This window comes from Paenibacillus sp. Leaf72 (assembly GCF_001422685.1).
Lineage (GTDB): Bacteria > Bacillota > Bacilli > Paenibacillales > Paenibacillaceae > Pristimantibacillus.
The window spans coordinates 414,468-436,244 of record NZ_LMLV01000031.1 but is presented as its reverse complement, the minus strand read 5'-3'; the positions used below and the strand labels follow the sequence as shown (position 1 = coordinate 436,244).

Annotated in this window: 18 protein-coding genes; 15 read left to right on the top strand and 3 right to left on the bottom strand. The window is 49.0% G+C overall.

Going from position 1 to position 21,777, the window contains the following annotated elements; translation table 11 throughout:
* Positions 1-24 precede the first annotated feature (24 nt).
* Entirely contained in the window at positions 25-810 is a 786-nt protein-coding gene (locus ASF12_RS25290) for an HAD family hydrolase (protein WP_056040767.1), read from the top strand.
* 113 nt (positions 811-923) lie between these two features.
* On the opposite strand, the gene ASF12_RS25285 is transcribed toward ASF12_RS25290, so the two are convergent.
* Positions 924-1,466: a 1,2-dihydroxy-3-keto-5-methylthiopentene dioxygenase gene (locus ASF12_RS25285; protein WP_056040766.1), complete on the bottom strand. Its 543-nt coding sequence runs from the start codon at positions 1,464-1,466 to the stop codon at positions 924-926.
* A 180-nt stretch (positions 1,467-1,646) separates the two neighbouring features.
* On the opposite strand from ASF12_RS25285, the gene metH reads away from it, so the two are divergent.
* From metH to ASF12_RS25270, 3 genes are all read left to right on the top strand, one after another.
* The gene (gene metH / locus ASF12_RS25280) at positions 1,647-5,069 is read left to right on the top strand and encodes a methionine synthase (RefSeq protein WP_442952556.1); all 3,423 of its coding nucleotides are present in this window, start codon (positions 1,647-1,649) and stop codon (positions 5,067-5,069) included.
* A 102-nt stretch (positions 5,070-5,171) separates the two neighbouring features.
* Positions 5,172-6,107: a ribonuclease Z gene (gene rnz, locus ASF12_RS25275; protein WP_056040762.1), complete on the top strand. Its 936-nt coding sequence runs from the start codon at positions 5,172-5,174 to the stop codon at positions 6,105-6,107.
* Between the two features lie 108 nt (positions 6,108-6,215).
* Positions 6,216-7,184 (top strand): metal-dependent hydrolase, encoded by a 969-nt coding sequence (locus tag ASF12_RS25270; RefSeq protein WP_056040759.1) that lies wholly within the window; start codon positions 6,216-6,218, stop codon positions 7,182-7,184.
* A 45-nt stretch (positions 7,185-7,229) separates the two neighbouring features.
* On the opposite strand, the gene ASF12_RS25265 is transcribed toward ASF12_RS25270, so the two are convergent.
* On the bottom strand, positions 7,230-7,862 hold the full coding sequence (locus tag ASF12_RS25265; protein WP_056040757.1) for an SdpI family protein: 633 nt from the start codon (positions 7,860-7,862) through the stop codon (positions 7,230-7,232).
* A gap of 41 nt (positions 7,863-7,903) precedes the next feature.
* Complete coding sequence (locus ASF12_RS25260; protein WP_056040756.1) at positions 7,904-8,161, bottom strand: autorepressor SdpR family transcription factor; 258 nt, start codon at positions 8,159-8,161, stop codon at positions 7,904-7,906.
* Between the two features lie 190 nt (positions 8,162-8,351).
* On the opposite strand from ASF12_RS25260, the gene ASF12_RS25255 reads away from it, so the two are divergent.
* The 11 genes from ASF12_RS25255 (at position 8,352) to ASF12_RS25205 (ending at position 21,759) form a co-directional block, all read left to right on the top strand.
* A complete protein-coding gene (locus ASF12_RS25255; RefSeq protein ID WP_056040754.1) occupies positions 8,352-10,637 on the top strand; it encodes a DEAD/DEAH box helicase in 2,286 nt (761 codons plus the stop codon).
* Entirely contained in the window at positions 10,634-12,025 is a 1,392-nt protein-coding gene (locus ASF12_RS25250; protein ID WP_056040752.1) for a ribonuclease H-like domain-containing protein, read from the top strand. Before ASF12_RS25255 ends, ASF12_RS25250 begins: the two co-directional genes overlap by 4 nt.
* Positions 12,015-12,827: a TIGR01457 family HAD-type hydrolase gene (locus ASF12_RS25245; RefSeq protein WP_200931671.1), complete on the top strand. Its 813-nt coding sequence runs from the start codon at positions 12,015-12,017 to the stop codon at positions 12,825-12,827. Before ASF12_RS25250 ends, ASF12_RS25245 begins: the two co-directional genes overlap by 11 nt.
* 39 nt (positions 12,828-12,866) lie before the next feature.
* Entirely contained in the window at positions 12,867-13,691 is an 825-nt protein-coding gene (locus ASF12_RS25240) for an Fpg/Nei family DNA glycosylase (protein WP_056040750.1), read from the top strand.
* A gap of 24 nt (positions 13,692-13,715) precedes the next feature.
* Positions 13,716-14,048, top strand: a complete 333-nt coding sequence (locus ASF12_RS25235) for a cyclic-phosphate processing receiver domain-containing protein (RefSeq protein ID WP_056040748.1) — start codon at positions 13,716-13,718, stop codon at positions 14,046-14,048.
* Between the two features lie 30 nt (positions 14,049-14,078).
* The gene (locus tag ASF12_RS25230; RefSeq protein ID WP_056040746.1) at positions 14,079-15,101 is read left to right on the top strand and encodes an SAM-dependent methyltransferase; all 1,023 of its coding nucleotides are present in this window, start codon (positions 14,079-14,081) and stop codon (positions 15,099-15,101) included.
* Positions 15,102-15,176: 75 nt separating this feature from the next.
* The gene (locus ASF12_RS25225) at positions 15,177-16,916 is read left to right on the top strand and encodes a cache domain-containing sensor histidine kinase (RefSeq protein WP_056040871.1); all 1,740 of its coding nucleotides are present in this window, start codon (positions 15,177-15,179) and stop codon (positions 16,914-16,916) included.
* Positions 16,917-16,926: 10 nt separating this feature from the next.
* Positions 16,927-18,474: a response regulator transcription factor gene (locus ASF12_RS25220; RefSeq protein WP_327204946.1), complete on the top strand. Its 1,548-nt coding sequence runs from the start codon at positions 16,927-16,929 to the stop codon at positions 18,472-18,474.
* Positions 18,475-18,604: 130 nt separating this feature from the next.
* Positions 18,605-19,924, top strand: a complete 1,320-nt coding sequence (locus tag ASF12_RS25215) for an ABC transporter substrate-binding protein (RefSeq protein WP_056040743.1) — start codon at positions 18,605-18,607, stop codon at positions 19,922-19,924.
* Positions 19,925-20,020: 96 nt separating this feature from the next.
* Positions 20,021-20,920 (top strand): carbohydrate ABC transporter permease, encoded by a 900-nt coding sequence (locus tag ASF12_RS25210; RefSeq protein WP_056040740.1) that lies wholly within the window; start codon positions 20,021-20,023, stop codon positions 20,918-20,920.
* 2 nt (positions 20,921-20,922) lie between these two features.
* Positions 20,923-21,759, top strand: a complete 837-nt coding sequence (locus ASF12_RS25205; RefSeq protein ID WP_056040738.1) for a carbohydrate ABC transporter permease — start codon at positions 20,923-20,925, stop codon at positions 21,757-21,759.
* The last annotated feature ends 18 nt before the right edge of the window (positions 21,760-21,777 follow it).

Genomic DNA, 21,777 nt, shown 5'->3' with positions numbered 1-21,777 from the left:
AACGACCAGGAGCGTCAGTGAACAATGGCAAAGCTAGCGGTATTATTTGATTTGGATGACACACTGCTATGGGATGACCGTAGTGTAAAAGAAGCATTTGATGCGACCTGTCAAGCAGGTGCGGAAGCAGCGGGCGTAGATGCGGTAGAGCTGGAGGAAGCTGTTCGCAAGGAAGCTCGCAGCTTATATGAATCGTATGAAACGTTCCCTTTCACGAAAATGATCGGAATTAATCCTTTTGAAGGCCTATGGGCTAACTTCCGTGAGGGAGAGCAGGAGGAGTTCAGAAAGCTGGAGCAGCTTGCACCCGCTTATCGTCGTGAAGCATGGACGAAAGGGCTAAAAGCGCTGGGCGTAGACAATCCAGAGCTTGGCGCCATACTGGCCGAGCAGTTTCCGGCAGAGCGCAGAGCGCGCCCGATTGTATATGATGAAACGTTTCGATTGCTAGATGCGCTAAAAGGCAAGTATAAGCTGCTGCTGCTAACGAACGGCTCACCGGATTTGCAGCAGGAGAAGCTTACAGGCGTTCCACAGCTTGCGCCTTATTTTGACCACATCATTATTTCGGGCGCTTTCGGTGAAGGCAAGCCGGCCGCTTCGATTTTCCGCCATGCGCTGGAGCGCCTTGGTATTGAACCGGAACAGGGTATAATGGTTGGGGACAAACTGACTACGGATATTTTAGGTGCAAATACCATTGGTATGGATTCGGTATGGATTAATCGCCATGACGCTGTTCGGTCGGATGAAATTGTGCCTACATATGAAATTAAGCATTTAGAGGAATTGCTGCCGCTGCTAGGATAGTCGCGCATACTCGCGCCATTACTGCTGCAAAAGCATAAGAAGAAGCCCCTTGGTCCATTGGACATGGCTCAAGGGGCTTCTCTGTATAATGACGCAATTCAATGAAGGAACGATCAAGCTTTAGTGAAAGCAGGGTCTTCGAACGGGTGGGCAATCCAGCCCTCCGTTTCAATAAACAGGCGAACAGCAACGATTTGACGGTTATCCATCAATGTGAAGAAGTGAGGAATTGTTTCTGGAACCGAAATAACGTCTCCCGCTTCCAGCTCAACGTCGAAATAACCGACTTCTTCGCTGCCTTTAATAATAAAGATTCCGCGTCCAGCTGTAATCGCCCGCACTTCATCTTCTGTGTGCGTATGCACTTGCTCAAAACGTTTTAAAATATCATCAAGACCTGGGGTAGCATCTGAAAGGGCAACGATATCCCATGTTTTGTAACCGCGACGCTGGGCAAGCTCGCGAATTTCTACATCGTAAGTAGCGAGAATTTCCGCTTTCTCTTCATCGGATAATACAAATTTATCTTGCAGATGGCCTGGCAACTTGCTAGCATCCCAGTGTTCATAAAGCACTTCTTGGCTTTCTAAAAACGCGCGAACGTTCTGCTCGCCAGATATTCTTTCCTCAGTATTGCGAATTCTAATCTCAGCCATCACAATTCCCTCTTTTCCTATTGAAATTAAATGTTATATTAAATATATAATGATTATAATGCAAAAACAAGCGATTGTCGATTGCAATTGCTTTTCACATTGCGTCGATTCTGTTAAACTGAACTTTAGTGATTTTCACAGGAAGGGTGCACATAATTGTCGAAACCAACCATACAAGAAATGATGCAAAAGCGGATATTGATTTTGGACGGCGCAATGGGAACGATGATTCAGCAAGCCGATCTTACCGAGGATGATTTTGGCGGTGAGGATATGGACGGCTGTAATGAAATACTCGTGTTGACGCGTCCTGATGTCATCCGTACTATACATGAACAATATTTAGAGGCAGGCACGGACATTTTGGAAACGAATACGTTCGGAGCAACTAGCGTCGTGCTGGCTGAATACGATATACCGGAAAAGGCGCGCGAAATCAACCTGGCTGCGGCGAAAATTGCCCGTGAAGCGGCGGATAAATATTCGACGCCTGAGCATCCGCGTTATGTGGCAGGAGCGCTTGGTCCGACGACGAAGACGCTTTCTGTAACAGGCGGGGTTACTTTTGAAGAGCTTGTGGACAGCTACTACGAGCAGGTCATTGCGCTCATGGAAGCAGATGTAGATGCGCTGCTTCTTGAAACCTCCCAGGATACACTTAATGTAAAAGCGGGAAGCATCGGCATTCGCAATGCGTTTGAGACGATGGGTCGTGAGCTTCCGATCATGATTTCGGGAACGATTGAGCCTATGGGAACGACGCTTGCGGGCCAAAGCATTGAATCGTTTTATATTTCGCTGGAGCATTTGAAGCCAATATCCATGGGGCTAAACTGTGCGACTGGTCCTGAGTTTATGCGTGACCATATTCGTACGCTTAGTGAAATTGCCAATTCGGCAGTAAGCTGTTATCCGAACGCGGGCTTACCGGATGAGAACGGTAATTATCATGAGTCGCCAGAATCGCTAGCGAAAAAAATGTCTGCTTTTGCCGAGCAGGGCTGGCTTAACATTGCTGGCGGCTGCTGCGGTACGACGCCGGACCATATCCGCGCTCTTGTCGAGACGATGGCGAAATATCCGCCGCGTACCAAATATGGCGAGCATCCTGCAGCAGTATCCGGCATTGATACCGTCTATATTGAGCCGGAAAACCGCCCAATTATGATAGGGGAGCGCACGAACATTTCCGGCTCGCGGAAGTTCAAGCGTCTGATCAAAGAAGAGAAGTTTGACGAAGCTTCGGAAATTGCCAGAGCGCAAGTAAAAGGCGGAGCCCATGTCATTGACATTAACTTGCAGGATACGGATATTGATGAAGCGTACGCCGTTCATCATTTTTTGCCGCAAGTTGTCAAGAAAATTAAAGTGCCGCTCATGCTTGATTCGACGTACGATCATATTATTGAGCTGGGCCTTAAATATTCGCAAGGAAAAGCGATCATTAACTCCATTAACCTGGAGGATGGCGAGGCCAAGTTTGAAAAGATTCTTCCGCTTATCCATCAATATGGCGCAGCTGTCGTCATGATACTAATTGATGAGCGTGGTCAGGCGGTTAGCCGTGAAGCGAAGCTCGAAGTGGCAGAGCGTTCCTACCGTTTGCTTGTTGATAAGTATGGCATGAACCCGGAGGATATTATTTTTGACCCGAATATGTTCCCGGTTGGCTCTGGTGACCCGCAATATATTGGCTCCGCAGTGGAGACGATTGAGGGTATTAAACTAATCAAAGAAAAATATCCGCTTGCCAAAACGATTCTAGGCCTGAGCAACATTTCCTTCGGCTTGCCGGATGCGGGTCGCGAAGTATTGAACTCGGTTTATTTGTACCATTGTACAAAAGCGGGACTTGATTATGCGATTGTGAACACCGAGAAGCTGGAGCGTTACGCTTCGATTCCTGAAGAGGAGCGCAGACTGGCGGAGGAATTGATTTTTAATACGACAGACGAGACGCTGGCTGCTTTCGTTGCCGCCTTCCGCGAGAAGAAAGTGGTCAAGAAAGAGAAAATCTCCAACCTGACGCTGGAGGAAAGACTCGGTTCTTATGTCGTAGAAGGTACGAAGGAAGGACTAATTCCTGATCTGGATTTGGCGCTTGCCAAATATACGGCGCTGGAGGTCATCAATGGACCGCTCATGCGGGGGATGGAAGAGGTAGGCAGACTGTTTAATAATAATGAGCTCATTGTGGCGGAGGTACTGCAAAGCGCAGAGGTCATGAAAGCTTCGGTTGCTCATTTGGAGCAGTTTATGGAGAAGGATGAATCGTCCGTAAAAGGGAAAATTATATTGGCGACGGTAAAAGGCGATGTGCATGACATCGGCAAAAACCTCGTTGAAATTATTTTGTCCAACAACGGTTACAAGATTATTAATCTCGGCATTAAAGTACCGCCTGAGAAGCTTATAGAAGCTTACCGCAATGAGAAGGCGGATGCGATTGGCCTGTCGGGCTTGCTTGTCAAATCGGCGCAGCAGATGGTCATTACAGCGCAGGATATGCGCAGCGCAGGCATTGACGCGCCAATTCTGGTCGGTGGTGCGGCGTTGACCCGGAAATTTACAAAGACACGGATTGGTCCCGAGTATGACGGCTTGGTGCTGTATGCGAAGGATGCAATGGACGGGCTTGATATTGCCAATAAGCTGATGGATAAAGACCACCGTCAACGGATGGAAGATGAGATGGCGGAATACAAAGCATCGGGCGGCGAAGAAGAGGTTCAAAGCAAAGAGCTGCCTAAGCTTACCCGAATCGAGCGTTCAAAAATTTCAGTAGACGCGCCAGTGTACATTCCGCCTGATTTGGATCGCCACATTTTGCGCGATGTTCCGCTGCCGCATATTATTCCTTATATCAATATGCAGATGCTGCTCGGTCATCATCTAGGACTGAAGGGCAACGTGGAAAACCTGCTGAAGGAAAAGAACGAGAAGGCGGTTCATCTCAAAGAAACGGTTGACGGCATTTTGCATGAAGGAACGACGAACGGGATTTTGAAGGCTAACGGCATGTACCGCTTCTTCCCGGCGCAATCCTCAGGAAACGATATTATTATTTACGACGCTAACGATCAGACGAAGGAAATCAAACGTTTCACCTTCCCGCGCCAGCAGGTAGAGCCATTCCTTTGTTTGGCGGATTTCCTGAAGCCTGTAGATAGCGGCATTATGGATTATGTCGGCTTCCTCGTTGTAACGGCTGGCGAAGGCATTCGCGATTTGGCGGGGCAATGGAAGGATCAAGGCGATTACTTGCGTTCGCACGCGCTGCAATCGGTGGCGCTTGAAGTGGCGGAAGGACTTGCTGAGCGCGTCCACCATATGATGCGGGATATTTGGGGCTACCCGGATCCGCATACGATGACGATGAAGCAGCGCCACGGCGCACGTTATCAAGGGATTCGCGTATCGTTCGGCTATCCAGCCTGTCCGGATCTGGAAGATCAAGGTCCATTGTTCGAGCTGATGAAGCCGGAGGATATAGGCGTTGAGTTGACGGAAGGTTTCATGATGGAGCCGGAAGCATCGGTATCTGCGATGGTGTTTTCCCATCCGGAAGCGCAATATTTTAACGTTGAGAAGGTTGAACGCTAGGTGCATAAATAGCATCATGAATAGCAGGGAGAGCCTCCGCAAAATCGTTTTTAACGATTGGCGGAGGCTTTATCCTATTTTTGAACAGGAGGCGGTAGGTGCATGGAAATTTGGTTTCTTGGAACAGGTGCGGGACGGCCGTCGAAAGAACGCAATGTAACGTCGATTGCGCTGCGGCTGCCAGAGCCGGATGGCGGGCTATGGATGTTCGATGCAGGCGAAGGCACTCAGCATCAAATGATGCGATCCCCGCTGAAAATGGGCAAGCTGAATGCACTATTCATTACGCATCTGCATGGTGATCATACCTTTGGGATTCCAGGTCTGCTTAGCACAAGATCTTATTCCGGCGGCAAAGGTCCGCTCCATTTGTTTGGTCCTGTAGGCATTGAAGAGATGGTGCGAACCGCGCTGCGGCTGAGCGGAACCCATATTGACTATGAGCTGATCATAACCGAGATCCAAGGGGATGGCGTTATTCATGAGGATGAGCGATTCGTTGTGGAAGCGTGGTCATTGGATCATCGCCTGCCCTGTTATGGCTACCGCTTGCTGGAGCGAGATTGTCCGGGCAAGCTTAATACAGAGCGTTTGAAAGCGCTGAGTGTTCCGTCAGGGCCGCTATATGGCAAGCTCAAGCAGGGCGAGGATGTGCAGCTGCCAGATGGCACGACGGTGCGTGCTGCTGAAGTAGCTGGAGCTCCATTAAAAGGAAGAATCATTGCAATTGCTGGCGATACAAGCCCATGTGCCAACATGGCCCGGCTAGCCGAAAATGCAGATTTGCTCGTTCACGAAGCGACGTTTGCTGCTGGACAGGAAGAGAAAGCGCATGAATATGGCCATTCGACGACGATTGAAGCGGCGCAGGCCGCTAAGGATGCAGGTGTGCAGCAGCTGATTATGACGCATTTCAGCTCGCGTTTTCTACTTGAGGATATGCCGATGCTGAAGGAAGAGGCCCAGCGTATTTTTCCGCAATCCGAAGCGGCCTATGATCTGTTCCATGCCAAAATAGCAAGGCGAAGCGAGTGCTAGTCATCAGGTACCCCTTACGAAATCAACATATGCTGAAAATAATGCGTTGACATTCCCCCCGTATGATGGCTGTGAACAGCAGTATACACATCGGGAGGCTGATACGTGATGGATACAGCAAGCCATTTATTGTTCGGCGCAACACTTGGGGGACTCGCGATGCTCGACCCTGCGCTCGCTGCGCAGCCAGCCGCGATGCTTGCCGTATGGACAGCAACGCTGCTCGGCAGCCATGCGCCGGATTTTGATACGGTGATGCGCTTTAAAGGGCAAGCGGCCTATGTGCGCCATCATCGCGGCATTACGCATTCACTGCCTGCGCCTGCCATTTGGTCACTGCTGGGCTTGCCGATTGCATGGCTTTATGGTGTGCCAGAGCTTGCCTGGCAGGTCGTAGGCTGGATGTTCGTTGCGGTCTGTTTTCATGTTTTGCTGGACTTGTTCAATTCCTTTGGCGTGCAATGCGCCAGACCTGTAACGCAGAAATGGCTGCATTTAGATACGTTATGCTTATTTGATCCGTATTTGTTTGTTTTGCATGCATCAGGCTGTATCCTTTGGGCATCAGGCTTAGCCGAGCCAGGCCCGATGTTTGCCATCATTTACGCAATGACGGCTCTCTATATCGGATGGAGGCTGCGAGTAAGCCGTAAGGTGAAACGGCTGCTGCGAGAAAGCTTCGGCCTCCGTACGGGCATAACGCTCGTACCGTCACTGCTAGGCTACAGCTGGCAGTTTACAGCAGACTGCGGCGACCATTATGCAGCGGGCACGGTTGCCGGAGGATTGGTTAAGATAGAGACGACAGTGAGCAAGCTGGATGACGCGGAATTGGTTCCAGTTGTGCGTGCGGCGATGAACGAGGAAGGCGTGAAAGCTCTATTGTCATTTTCCGAGCGGGTTCATGTGAATGTGCAGGAAAAGCTCGATGGTTACGAAGTGACCTGGAGCGATGTGCGTTTTTGGAATAAGCAGCAAATGCCGTTTGGGGTAGCTGTGACGCTCGATGCGGATATGAAGGTACTGAATCACCGACTAGGTTGGAATAAAAAAACGTGGGAGCCTCCCCACGTTTAGTGAAATATTTTGAGAAAAAGCACGTATAGCGCTCCTCCAAGAGCGCTATATTTTTTTGTCAACAAATACAGTCGAGATGACCGATAGGATGGAGACGAGCACAATCAACGTCAGAAAGCTGATCAGCTGCACCATGCCTGGCAGGAACACCGTCACTATAATGAGAAAGCCGCCCCAGAAAAATATTTTGGCCGAAAGCTGATGTGTTTTGCGCCATACATGCTCGTTATTCAGCGTTATCGGTGTTTTGATGCCGATGAAGCGATTGGGCTTCATACGTGGCAAATAGTTCCCGATCGTAATGAACAAAATGCCGATAAACGGGATGACGACCATCTGAATATCAAGCTCGACGCCATAGCCATATGCGATGATAAAGCCTTGAATGGTGGCTAGGCCAAGCATCAGCACTTGATTGATAATATTGGTGCTTTTAATCGTGCTGGAGCTTGCAGCCATTTTGGGATCGATTTTCGGTAAATATTTAAACATCAGAGTAAGCAGCACCATCAAAGCCGGGATGAAAAATAAAGCAAACATTTTGCCGGCATAACGGTCAGGCTCGCCAAACGCATTCCAATGTACGGGCATAGTGGCAGGCAGAGAAGAGTAGAAGATTAACCCGGCAATAAATGATAGTGCGATAATGAGCCAAGTCCAAAAATTCTTTTTCATCATTCATCGTTCCTTTCCAAGTCAGGTCATAAATCGGTTGATGTTCATTGAAACGAAGCAATCCATTTGAGTAAATCCTGAAAGACGGTCGTATTCAGCGAGTAGTAAATATGCTGCCCTTTGCGCTCGTCCGATACTAGCTCAGCCTGCTTCAGCAAGCTTAAATGATGGGAAATGCTCGGCTTGGTCATGTGAAAATGGTCAGCAATTTCCCCCGCTGTCAAGTCCTGTTCTCTTAACAAATCAAGTATGGTGCGTCTTGTAGGATCGGATAACGCTTTAAACGCCTGGTTAATCGACAATGAGGGATGACCTCCTTTCGATATTTAGATAATTATCTAACAATCTAATATAATCACATTGTAATGGCTACGCCTTAAGCTGTCAATAAACGGATACCCAAAAAATAAAATTGCAGGCCGAACATGTATTCTTGTAAAATGAAAGAAACGAGTGTACTAGAAAAGTCAGGATACAAGGAGAGAAACAGTCATGAACCGCTGGACGGGAAAGACCTCGGGACTCGAGGAGTGGCTGGAGCTGCTGAAGCACGATCAGGACATAACGGACAATATTACCCACTGGCGGACCATTCCGCCTCGCGAGGCCTGTACCGCAGCCTTGCCTGCGGATCTGCATCCTAAGCTTGCGGAAGCGCTGCGCTCAAAGGGAATTAATGAACTATATACGCATCAGGAAACGGCCTATCGGTTCGTTCGAGAAGGCCATAGCGTTGTAGCGGTCACCCCGACTGCCTCTGGCAAAACCTTATGCTACAACCTGCCGGTGCTCCAGTCTTTATTAGAGGATGAGGAAGGCCGGGCGCTGTATTTGTTTCCGACGAAGGCGCTGGCGCAGGATCAGGTGGCTGAGCTTCAGACGCTTGCCGACCTGATGGACGTCGACCTCAAGACGAATACATACGACGGGGATACCCCTCCGACTGTGAGGCAAGTGATCCGCAACGCTGGACATATCGTCGTAACGAATCCGGACATGCTGCATTCGGCGATTTTGCCGCATCATACGAAATGGGTTAAGCTGTTTGAAAATATTAAATATATCGTGATCGATGAGCTTCACGCTTACAGAGGCGTGTTCGGTAGTCACGTTGCCAATGTTATCCGCAGGCTCAAAAGAATTTGCCGGTTTTATGGGTCTAATCCGCAATTTATTTGTGCATCAGCGACCATTGATAATCCTGCCGAGCATGCAGCAAAGCTAATAGGCGAGCCTGTGCGGCTCGTTGATAATAATGGCGCGCCAACGGGCGAAAAGCATTTTATTTTTTATAATCCGCCTGTTGTGAACAGGCAGCTCGGCATTCGCCGCAGCAGCGTGCTGGAGACGAGGAAGCTGGCAGGCTTGCTGCTGCGGCAAGGCGTTCAGACGATTGTGTTCGCCCGCAGCCGGGTGCGCGTGGAGCTGCTGTTGACCTATTTGCAGGATATCATTAAGGACAAGCTCGATGCGAAGACGATTCGCGGCTACCGCGGCGGGTATTTGCCCAAGCTGCGGCGGGAAATTGAGCGCGGCCTGCGCAGCGGCGAAATTCGCGGCGTCGTCAGCACAAATGCGCTGGAGCTCGGCATTGACATTGGCCAGCTTCAAGCTTGCGTGCTGAACGGTTATCCGGGCACAGTAGCCAGCACCTGGCAGCAATCGGGTCGTGCGGGGCGCCGGCAGGGCAGCGCGGTTACTTTTTTAGTGGCAAGCAGCAATCCTTTGGATCAATATATGATTCAGAATCCTGACTTTTTCTTCAATCGCCCGCCAGAGCGCGCGCTTATCCATCCTGATAATTTGCTCGTGCTCATTGATCATGTGAAATGTGCGGCATACGAGCTTCCTTTTGAAGAGGGTGAGAAGTTTGGCGAGGAATCGCTTGCGGATATGATGGAGTTTTTAACGGAGGAAAAGGTGCTTCACCGTGCGGGCAGCCGCTGGTATTGGATGGAGCAATCGTTTCCCGCCCATAACATTTCGCTGCGTTCTGCAGCGCAGGAAAACTTCGTCATCATTGATATGACGGAGGGCAGCCGTGTACTCGGCGAAGTTGATCGCTTCAGTGCCCCAACGCTTATTCACGAAGAAGCGATATATATCCACGAGGGCGTGCAGTATCAGGTCGAGAAGCTGGATTATGCTGAGAAGAAAGCTTATGTGCGCAAAGTCGATGTCGATTATTACACCGATGCGAATCTCGCAGTGGAGCTGAAGGTGCTTTATGTAGACAAGGAGCGCGAATCGGGCGAGCTGACGAGGCAGTATGGAGAGCTGGCGCTGAATGCCAAGGCGACGATTTTCAAAAAAATTCGGCTGCGCAGCCATGAAAATATTGGCTCTGGCCCGATTCATTTGCCGGAGGAGGAGCTGCATACGAGCGGCTATTGGTTCTCGTTCAGCGAAGAGGCTGCTGCGCGCAAAAGCAAAAATGAGATGCAATACGCACTGCTGGGCATTGCGAATGTATTGGTTCATATTGCACCGCTCTATCTGATGTGCGATCCCTATGATATTCGCGTCGTGCCGCAGGTGAAGGCTGTGCATACACAGAAGCCGACGATTTATTTTTATGACCGGTACCCGGGCGGCATTGGACTGAGCGAAAGACTGTTTGAGGTGCATGATGAACTGATCCGTCAGGCAAAGTCGCTTATTCGCGGCTGTACTTGCTTGAGCGGATGCCCAGCCTGTGTGGGGCCGATTGAAGAGGTCGGACTGCTCGGCAAGGAGCAGGCGCTTAAGCTTCTGGAGGAAGCGGAGGGAAATACATGAGCAGTTTGCGAGAGCGAATGAATCGTCTGCGCAGCAGCGCAGCTGGATCAGCAAGCAGCACAGGCGAAGCGATAGAAAGTGCAGGGCAGCAGACTTCTAAAGTGCCTGATTTAGAAGTCTCTCTAGAAGCCTCTTTAGAAGGTAATAAAGAAGTCACAGAGACAGAAGCAGAAGTAGAATTAGAAATAGAAGCGGGCGCGGAGCAGCTTCCAGATAGCTGGCTCGCCATGGGCGTCAAGCTGCAAAAGAATGAGGTAGGAACTTTTTTGCTGCGTGAAGTGAAATATCCTGCGGCCCATCAGCATGGCATTCACCGGCTCTCGGAGCTTGAGGAAGCCAGCAAAGGGCTATCCGCTTTTCACGGGGAGCAAATTGGCGCAGAGCATTTGCTCATTCTGGATTTGGAGACGACCGGTCTTGGAGTCGGGACAGGAAATGTGCCGTTTATGGTGGGCATTGCCTATTGGCAAGGGCAGCAGTTTATTGTAGAGCAGGCGCTAATTCGCCATCCGGCAGAGGAACGGGCGATGCTGGCTTATTTGAAGGAAAAGCTGACGGCTTATGCGTATCTGGTAACGTATAATGGACGAACGTTTGATTGGCCCGTTATGCTGAACCGATTTATATTGAATGGCTTCGGCAGCAAAGTTTGGGCGCCGCTGCATCTGGATTTTCTGCATCCTGCACGCAGCGTTTGGCGCAATACGCTTGCTTCATGCAGGCTAAGCCATGTGGAGGAAGAGCGGCTTGGCATTGAGCGTGTGGATGATGTCCCGGGCTCGCTTGCCCCGCAGCTGTATTTTCAATATTTAGCTGATCAAAATCCGGAGCCGCTGGAAGGCGTATTCCGCCATAATGAAATCGACATGCTTTCTCTTGCGAGCTTAGCGATCCGATTTGGGCATTTGTTAAATGGCGAAGCGGGCTGCGGCCCGCTGCCGATGCCGGAAGAGCCGGAGGAAATCGTGCGAACAGGGCTGTGGCTGGAGAAGATGGGACAGGCGGAGAAGGCGGAACGATTATTTGCGGTGGCAGAACAGCTTCCGGGTATGACGCTTAATGCATTGCTGCTGCTCGCGGCACGTGACAAGAAGGCTGGAAATTGGCGGCGAGCTGTGTTATTGTGGCAGAAGGCTGTAATGTTGCCTCACAAATTTGGGGCAAGCGATGACAGCGCCTTTATCGAGCTCGCTATGTATTACGAACATAAGCTGAAAGATTATGATTCGGCTTTATTATATGCGGACGAAGCGCTGCAGATGGCGCTTAGCCATCCGCTTCGGGGGCGTCAAACTGCCAAGCAGCGGGCGGAGCTTGCAGAGCTTCGCAAGCGGTCATTGCGCTTGCAGGGCAAGATAGGAAGGAAGCTGGGGAATCATGGGACATAATTTGCCTGAAATGCGGGGCCTGCTCATCGATCTCGATGGCACGCTTTATCATGGAACGAGAAGAATTGAAGGTGCAGATGCTTTGCTGCGCAAGCTTAAGGAGCTAAATCTTCCTTATCGGTTTGTTACCAACAACTCTTCGGCTACGCCGGGGGATGTAGCGGAGCGATTGAACAGGATGGATATTCCGGCGGAGGAGCAGGATGTGTGCACATCAGCGCAGGCTGCTGCTGAATATGTGGCTTCTGTAAAGCCGGGGGCTTCTGTTTTTGTTATTGGAGAGGCTGGCTTGCGCGCAGCTATTGAAGAAGCCGGCTTGCGGCTAACGGAAGAACAGCCGGATTTTGTTATTCAAGGTATCGACCGTGAGCTTAGCTATTCGAGGCTTTCGCTTGCGGTTCGCTATATTCATGGCGGAGCTCCGTTTATTTTAACGAACCCTGATTTGCTGCTTCCATCGGAAGGCGGTTTAATGCCGGGGGCTGGTTCAATTGGAGCGATGCTGCAAGCAGCAGGGGGCAAGGAGCCGATTGTCATTGGCAAGCCTTCATCGATTTTGATGGATTATTCCTTAAAGCAGCTCGGCCTTCCGGCTTCGGACACATGGGTAATCGGTGACAATCTGGCTACGGATATTGCAGCTGGCCGCGCTTCGGGCTGTGGGACGCTGCTCGTTTTGACAGGACTTACAACGGAGCAAAATTATAAGCACTATTCGGAACGCGCAGGCTGCGAACCGGATAAAATATGTAGAAATTTAGATGAGCTGATCTCTTATATTACGGAAACTGCAAACAGCTGACATAGGGATAGCGTACAGACAGGAAGGAAGCGAACAGCAATGCCGGAATTGCCGGAAATCGAAAATTATCGCGTATTATTAACAGAACGGCTCGCAGGAGACCGAATTACAGGCACACAAGTGCTGCAAGAGAAGTTTCTAAATGTTTCCGCTGAGCAGTTTGACGAAGCGCTAACGAATAGAACGATCTGGTTTGTGGAGCGTCGTGGCAAGCATTTGCTTCTGCATCTAGACAATGGCAAACGTTTGCTTGCGCAGCTTCATGCTGGAGCGTCCCTGTTTTATGGGCAAGGCGAGGAACGCCCGCAGAGCGAGGCGCAAATCGTCATTCATTTGGAAAAGGGCAGCCTTTATGTTGCAGGAATGCGCCAGGGCTTCGTTCATCTTTTATCGGTTAAAGAAACGCAGCAGGTACTGGCAGAGCTAGGGCCTGATCCTTTAGATAAAAGGCTGACGCTTGAAAAGTTTGTTCAGCTGTTCCGTAAAAAACGCGGTGCTTTAAAGGCCGCATTGGCTGATCAGCAAGTAATTAGCGGAATCGGTTCCTTTTATGCCGATGAAATTGCATTTGCTGCCGCTGTGCGTCCGGATATCAAAATTCCGCTTATTCAAGAAGACGCATGGCAGCGTCTATATGAGGCGATGCATGTGGTGCTGAAGGATGCGGCGGCTAAGGGAGGCAGCATGGAGCAGCCCCTTACGATGGACGACAAGCTGACAGGCGGCTACTATACACAGCGCCGTGTCTACGAGCGTGCAGGGGAAGCATGCGGTACTTGCGGCTCCCAGATTGAAGTCGTTGGCACTGCTGCGCGCAAGGCATTTGTCTGTCCTTCCTGCCAGCCGGAGCAAGTGGAAAGCTAAAAGTCGCGAACGGGGGAATCGTTCATGATACATCTTTTTTTAGACGATTACAGGCATTGCCCAAAGGGATTTGTGCTGGCTTTGACAGCTGAGCAATGCAAACAAATGATTGATACGGAAGAAATTGATATTTTATCGCTTGATTATGATTTAGGCTGGAACCAGGATACGGGTGCGGAGGTTGTTCGCCATATGGTGAGCACCGGACGTTATCCAAAGCAGGTTTTCCTGCACACTTCCAGCGCAGCAGGACGGGTACAAATGTATCAAATGCTGTACGCCAATGCACCGAAGGAAACGATAGTGCATAATGGGCCGATGCCGTTCTCGCTGCTGGAGGAAATTGCTTCATTGTAAAGGTTTGTGTGATGTTAGGGAGGTGGCGTTATGAGCCGGTGGATTGGTACGGCTAATCAAGGATATGCTGCCTATGCGGTAGAAGAGCTGAGGCGTTTATTAGGACAGCTGAAAGTGACGCAGCTTGCAGCTGGAGAAGTGTTTTTGTTTGAAAGTCCGCTTTCAAGGGAAGAAACCTTGGAAGCGGTTCAGCGGCAGCTGCCGATTTTTTTAAGGCATTTGCAGCCGGTTGACCGCGTCATTGAGGCAAGCGGCGATGCGGATGATTTGGAAGAGCTGTCCAGAGTGGTGCGGAATGCACAGCTTTCTTTTGTGGACAAGCAGGTATCGATTCATTTGCGCAAGGCGAAGGTTACCGTCTATCCGTATTCTGCGGCAGATACGAAAGCGGTGCTGGATGCGGTGCTTGAGGAAATCGGAGCCGAATCTGCGAGACAATCGCCGGATATGATTATTGCGATTTATGCTGCTGCAAGCCAGCTTTATGTCGGCTGCGGCACACCAGTGGAGATGTTATCCGATTGGCCGGGCGGCGCTGTGCGTTTTCAACGGGAGGAAGGGCAAATTTCCCGGGCGAAGTTTAAGCTGCTGGAGGCGGAACGGGAGTTTGGTCTGCACTATGAAACTTTCCAGCAGGCGCTGGACATTGGTGCGGCACCGGGAGGCTGGACGTCGCTGCTGCTGGAACGAGGTCTCCGAGTGACGGCCGTCGATCCTGGCGAGCTGCATCCTTCGTTAAATGGCCATCCTGCATTAACCTACCATAAGCGTAATGCGTCGGATGTGAAGCTGCCCGCAGAAGCTTATGATTTGCTCGTCTGTGATATGAGCTGGAGCCCGATGCAAATGAGCAGGCTCGTGCTTGACCTGCAGCAGTCCTTAGCGCGTGAAGCTACAGCGATTATTACCATTAAGCTCATGCACCGCAAGCCGCTGCAAACGATTCGAGATGTGTCAGAGCGGCTCAGCTCCGCTTTTACGATTGAGAGGGCCAAGCAGTTGTTCCACAATCGCGATGAAATTACATTATATTTAAAATATCGCAAGGCTTAGTTATAGAAGCAATTCGTGATGAGCGCTCCAACCGGGGCGCTTATTGTCGATAAGGGGGCAGTTCCTTTGCGTAATATGAGAGCGCTTTATGCGAATTTGCGTATTAAACATAAGCTGTTCCTTCTCCTCTCCGCCGTCCTATTAACCGTTGCGGTACTTGGCGGCGTTCTTCAGCAATATGCCTTCGACATCTACGATCAGAAAATCTATGAGCAATCTGCCAAAGCGTTAAGTCTCTCTGCTGTAAGCATTGAGAATGAGCTTCGAAAAATCGAGCAGTTGTCCTATACGATTGCAACAGACACCAAAGTACAGGAATATTTGCGGACTATTAAGAGCGGTGGAACGGAATACGATAACTATGTGCTTCAAATGAATATACAGGACCGCGTCGTTAATTTGGGCGGCTTGGATAAATATATTCATTCCGTTCAGCTATATGATGTGCATGATAAGGCTTATGCAACCGGCGTGCGCACGATAAATTTATCCAGTTCCAGACTGGAGCGGCTCAAGCTGGAAACGAAGCGAAATGAAGGGGGCAATACGTGGGTAGCGCCTGGCGAAGGCGACAGCTCGCTATCGGCAGCCCGTGAAATTCGCAGCTATAAAAATTTGGATATGGATTATTTAGGCACCATTGTCGTGCGCGTAGATGCGGTCAAGCTGTTCCATGACTTGTCGGCTGGCCTTGACAGCAGCGGAGCTAATATGATGATTGCCAGAGGTGCAGAATTAATTTATCCAGACAAGGCTATTTTTTCTGTCGAAGAGCTCTTAAGTTTGACAGATGGGTCAAGCGGATACCGCATTATGGAGCGGGAAGGCAATTCTTTTTTTGTCACCTACGTCGCTTCCAGCCGCATGAATTGGTATTATTATACGATCATCTCGTTTGATGATATTTTTCGCAATTTAGTTTGGGTCAAAAATTTCGTTATTGCCGCTTTTGGCTTGCTGTTTATTATTTCAGGCATATTTGCGCTGCGGGTCGCTAATGGGATTACTAAACCGATTGAACGGCTTAATGCCAATATGAAGCGCATTCAATTAGGGTATTTCGATTATGTTGAGGACCCAGCGGAGCGGGCGCTTGCGATGGATGAGGTAGGCCAAATGCAGCGAAACTTCCGCATTATGGTTGAGCGTATCAATGAGCTGATTCATGAAAACTATGTCAAGCAGCTTGCGATTAAGGATACGCAGTTCAAGGCGCTCCAGGCGAACATTAATCCGCATTTTTTGTACAATACACTTGATTCGATTAACTGGAGCGCCAAAATGAGCAATCAGCTGCAAATTTCGCAAATGGTGGAAGCGCTCGGCTCCTTGCTTCGCACATCGATCAACTTGAAGGAGTCGATTATTCCGCTGCGCAAGGAACTGGAAATCGTCAATCATTACATTACGATTCAAACGTTCCGCTTTGAGGAGCGCCTCGACTTCAAGCTTGATGTTCCAGAGGAGCTGCTCAGCTGCGGTTTGCCAAAGCTGGCGCTGCAGCCGCTGATTGAAAATGCCATCCATTATGGATTGGAAGAAATGATTGACAGCTGTACCATTAGCATTCAGGCTTATATAGAGGAAGGGTACCTGTATATCGTTGTGCGGGATAATGGTCCCGGCATGGAGCAGGCTTATGCGGATAAGCTGTTAAGCGGCGAGGTGAAGACGAAAGGAACAGGGCTTGGGCTGCGAAATATTGATGAGCGCATTAAGCTGCTGTATGGCGAGGAATATGGCCTTCATGTGAGCAGCCAGCCGAATGAAGGGGCAGCGGTCAGCCTGAAGCTGCCTTATGAAAGGAAGGATTAGTTTGTTCAAAGTGCTGTTGGTAGACGACGAACGTATTATTTTGGAAGGCATTTCACAAATTGTTCCATGGACAAGCTCTGGCGCAGAGTTGATCGGCACTGCCCGAAATGGTTTGGAAGCGTTGACTTTTATTGAAGAACAACAGCCTGACATTATTATTTCAGATATCAAGATGCCAGGCATGGACGGACTTCAGCTTGTAGAGCGGGTAAAAGAGCTGTATCCGCAAATGGCATTCATTTTGCTTTCTGGGTTTAGTGAATTTGATTACGCGCGCACCGCGATGGCTTATGGAGTCAAACATTATTTGCTTAAGCCTTGTAATGAGACGAAGATTACGGAGGCGCTCATCGAGGTTATCGAAGATCTCCAGACGCAGCGCACGCAGCATCAATTCGTTCAAACGATTCAAAGCGAGCTGACCAGGGTGCTGCCCCATGCGAAAGCGCAATTTCTTAAAGAGCTCGTTACGAATAAAACGTATGGCAAGCGCGATTGGGATACGTATCGCCGGATGTTTCATATTACGCATGACACATTGCCAATCAGGCTCATCTTGATGCAGGTGGAAGGGATGTTTGAATACGAGCATATTTTTGCCCTGACAAACATTGCCGAAGAAAAGCTTGGCGAGGAAATTGTGCTGCTCAGTACAACGATCGGTCGGCACGTCCTGCTGCTTATTCAGGAAACAGAGCAGGAGGAGCAGCTGTTCTCCCGGCTGTCAGGCATGAAGTGCACCTTCACTGATTTTTATAAGCTTGAAACGACGATTGCCGTCAGCGGTGCTGGAGAAATTACGGATGCACGCAAAATGTACCGCGAGACGCTTGAATGCCTGAACTTCCGCTTTCATGTAGGAGAGGGCGCGATTATTACGCCTCAGGATCTTTCTACCGCAGCAGCTGTGCTGCCTTCGAGCTTCGATTATGACGAGGAGCAGCTTGGCATGGAGCTGAAAGCGGGGAACTGGGAAGCCGCGAGCGAGGAACTGGCCCGTTTTTTCCAATTGCTTGCCGATCAGCGCATGGATACGGTGCTGACAAAATCATATGTCATCCCGCTCTTTGTTACCATCTCCCGGCAAAGCGCACCGGATCGGTTAAACGATTATTTGCAAATGCTGGCACGGCTTGATGAGCTGGAGACGCTGAAGGCTATTGAAGCTTTCGTGAGACAAGCAGCTAAAGACATATGCGAGGCGAATTTTGATTCATTTGCCAGCAAGCAATCGACGGTTATAAAAAAAATGATCGAAGTTATCGCATCCAATCTCGCTGATCCGGCATTGTCGCTCAACTGGGTAGCGAATGAAATTTTATATATGAATGCGGATTATTTAGGCAAGCTGTTCAAGAAAGAAACGGGTGAGCGCTTCTCAGCCTACGTCATGAAGCTGCGTGTAGAGAAGGCGATGGAGGAAATTATGCGGACGGAGGACGTTAAAGTTTTCGAGCTTGCGGAGCGTTTTGGCTTCGGAGACAACCCGCAATATTTCAGCCAAGTTTTTAAAAAACATACCGGCTATACGCCATCCGACTACAAGAGATCACTATAAACGTATAGTGATCTCTGTTTTTTTAACAAAAAAAGCGGTTTTCTTTATTAAGAAAACGCATACAAAACGCTATACTTTGATTTGTAAGCAACATAAATAATCACTAAGAAGAAATAAGGGGGAATACGAAATGAAGAAGCAAGCTAAAAAAGTTGTTCTCGCCCTCATGGCGTCCGCACTCATGCTGGCTACCGCTTGTGGCAGCAACGCAGGAACGAATTCGGAAACAGGCACTAATGCAGGAACGAATAGCGGTGGCGGCGACAAGCCGATAACGCTTCGCATGGCATGGTGGGGTTCTGAAACGCGCCACGAATACACGAAAAAAGTCATTGACCTTTACAAAACGAAAAATCCAAATGTAACGATTGAAGTTGAATATGCAAACTATGATGACTATTGGAAAAAAATCGCTCCGCAAGCAGCAGCTAATGAGCTTCCGGACATTATGCAAATTGATACCGGCTACTATGCACAGTATGCAGGCAAAGGCCAACTGGCAGACCTGACTCCATACTTCGGCAAAGAAATTGATGTAACCAACATTTCTGAAAATGCTTTAAACGGTGGTAAATTGGGCGATGGCGTGTTCGGGATGAACCTTGGCGTCAACTCTCTCGGCTTCCATTACGATCCAGCAACGCTAGCTAAAGCTGGCGTAGACAGCATCCCGGAAAATTGGTCGTGGGATGATTATCTGTCCATCGCGGCTAAAGCGAAAGAGAACGGCATTTATATCGACAGCGGCATGCGCGCAGAAGTATTCTTCGGCTACTACCTCCGTACAGTAGGCAAGAAGCTTTACAATGAGGCAGGCAATGGACTTGGCTATGAAGATGACCAATTGTTCGTAGATTTCTTTGGCAAACTGGCTGATCTTGTGAAATCCGGCGCAGCGCCAACTCCAGATACACTCGCTCAAATTAAGGGTGTTGAAGATGATATGACGGTGAAAGGCACGCAAATCGGCGTATGGCAGTGGTCCAACCAGTTTGTTGCCCTTCAGCAAGCGGTTAACCGTCCAATGAAATTTGCTCCAGCGTTAAACCCAGGCGCTAAAGAAGGTCTGTACCTGAAGCCAAGCATGTTCTTCTCAATTTCGAAAAACTCGAAAGCGAAAGAAGAAGCAGCGAAATTTATCAACTTCTTCGTTAACGATACAGAAGCAAACAAGCTGATTCTTGGCGAGCGTGGCGTTCCAGTATCCAGCGTTATTAAAGAAGAGCTTAAACCGCTATTGTCCCCAGAGCAAGTTCAAGTATTTGATTATGTAGCTTGGTCGGAAGAAAACAGCTCCCCAATGGATCCAGTTGATCCAATCGGTGCTATCGAAGTATTTGCATCGCTGAAAAGCTTGACAGAGCAACTGAACTACGGACAAATTTCGGCAGAAGATGCTGCTAAGAAATTTAGAAGTGAAGCAGAAAACGTATTGAAGAAAAATAAATAAAAGTTGGAAAAGCGGGCGATGGCGCTTATAAGATGGCCCATCGCCCTTCCCTTAAACCGACTTAATAGACTTCACTAGGAGCAGGAGCTGGTAACGATGAAATCATTGTCCTTCCGTAACAATCTCGTTGGATACACGTTTATATCACCGTTTGTCATTGGCTTTCTAATTTTCACCCTCATACCTGCAGCCGCGTCCCTTTATTTCTCCTTTACGGATTATGATTTGCTGTCATCGCCCAGCTGGATAGGGCTTGAAAATTATACGTCCATGTTTACTTCGGATGACCGCTATTTGCAATCGCTTAAGGTTACGATGCTTTACGTGTTTCTGGGTGTTCCACTGCGGCTGATTTTCGCTTTATTCGTCGCTATGATCTTGAATACAACCTCGAAAGCTGTCGGGTTATATAGAACGGTGTATTACTTGCCTTCCATTATTGGAGGAAGCGTCGCAGTATCGATTATGTGGCGGAACCTGTTTGGCGATCAAGGGATTATCAATGTGATGCTTAATTCGTTAGGCGTAGACAGCGTACGCTGGTTCGGTGATCCAAATGCCGCATTGTTCATGCTCGTCACGTTATCGGTATGGCAGTTTGGTTCCTCGATGTTGATTTTCCTGGCGGGACTGAAAAATATCCCGAATGAATTGTACGAAGCATCCGGTGTTGACGGTGCGGGCTTCTTTACAAAGTTTTTCCGCATCACCTTGCCAATGCTGACGCCGATTATTTTGTTCAATCTGATTATGCAATTAATTAGTGCATTCATGACCTTCGTTCCGGCCTACATTATTTCCAAAGGTGAGGGCGGTCCGCTAGATGGCACGCTGCTGTACTCCTTGTATCTGTTCCGTCAAGCCTTCGTATTCTTCGATATGGGTTATGCTTCTGCAATGGCATGGGTCATGCTCATCATCGTTGGTATTTTGACAGCAGTCGTATTCGCAACATCCAAGCTATGGGTTCACTATGAATCGGAAGGAGGCCGCTAAACATGATATTGAAAAAATTTAAGTGGCCGATTTATCACATTTTCGTTGGCCTGCTGGCGATCGTTATGGTGTATCCCGTTATTTGGCTGCTCATGAGCTCTTTTAAGCCTAGTAATCTTATTTTCACAACTTCCAGCTCGCTCATTCCTGATCCATGGATTTGGAGCAACTACGTTACAGGTTGGATTGGGTCCTCTGGGCAATCATTTATGGGTTTTATTACAAACTCGCTGAAAATCGTTATTTTCTCGACGATCGGTGCCGTATTATCATCCGCTTTTATCGCCTTCGGTTTCGCTCGTCTGCAGTTTAAGGGCAGAGCGATCTGGTTCGCGGTGATGATGGTTACGCTGATGCTGCCGCATGACGTTGTACTCGTTCCGCAATACATTATGTTTTCCAAGCTGGGCTGGATCGGTACGATTTCACCGATTGTTGTACCTCAATACTTTGGTGTTCCGTTCTTCATCTTCCTGATGGTTCAATTTATTCGGACCATTCCAAGAGAGATGGATGAAGCGGCTACGATTGACGGAGTTGGGAAGTTCGGATTGTTTTTACGCATTATCCTGCCGCTCATTATTCCGGCGCTGGCAACAGCTTCGATTTTCTCCTTCTACTGGCGTTGGGAAGATTTGATGGGACCGTTGCTTTATCTGAATAAACCAAGCTCTTATACCGTGTCGCTCGGTTTGAAAATGTTCCTCGATAGCGAAAGTGTATCCAACTGGGGTGCCATGTTCGCAATGTCGATCGTAAGCTTGATTCCGGTTTTAGGCGTATTCTTCTTATTCCAGCGCTATATTGTTGAAGGAATAAGCACAAGCGGGTTGAAATAGTGACGATGAATAATGAGG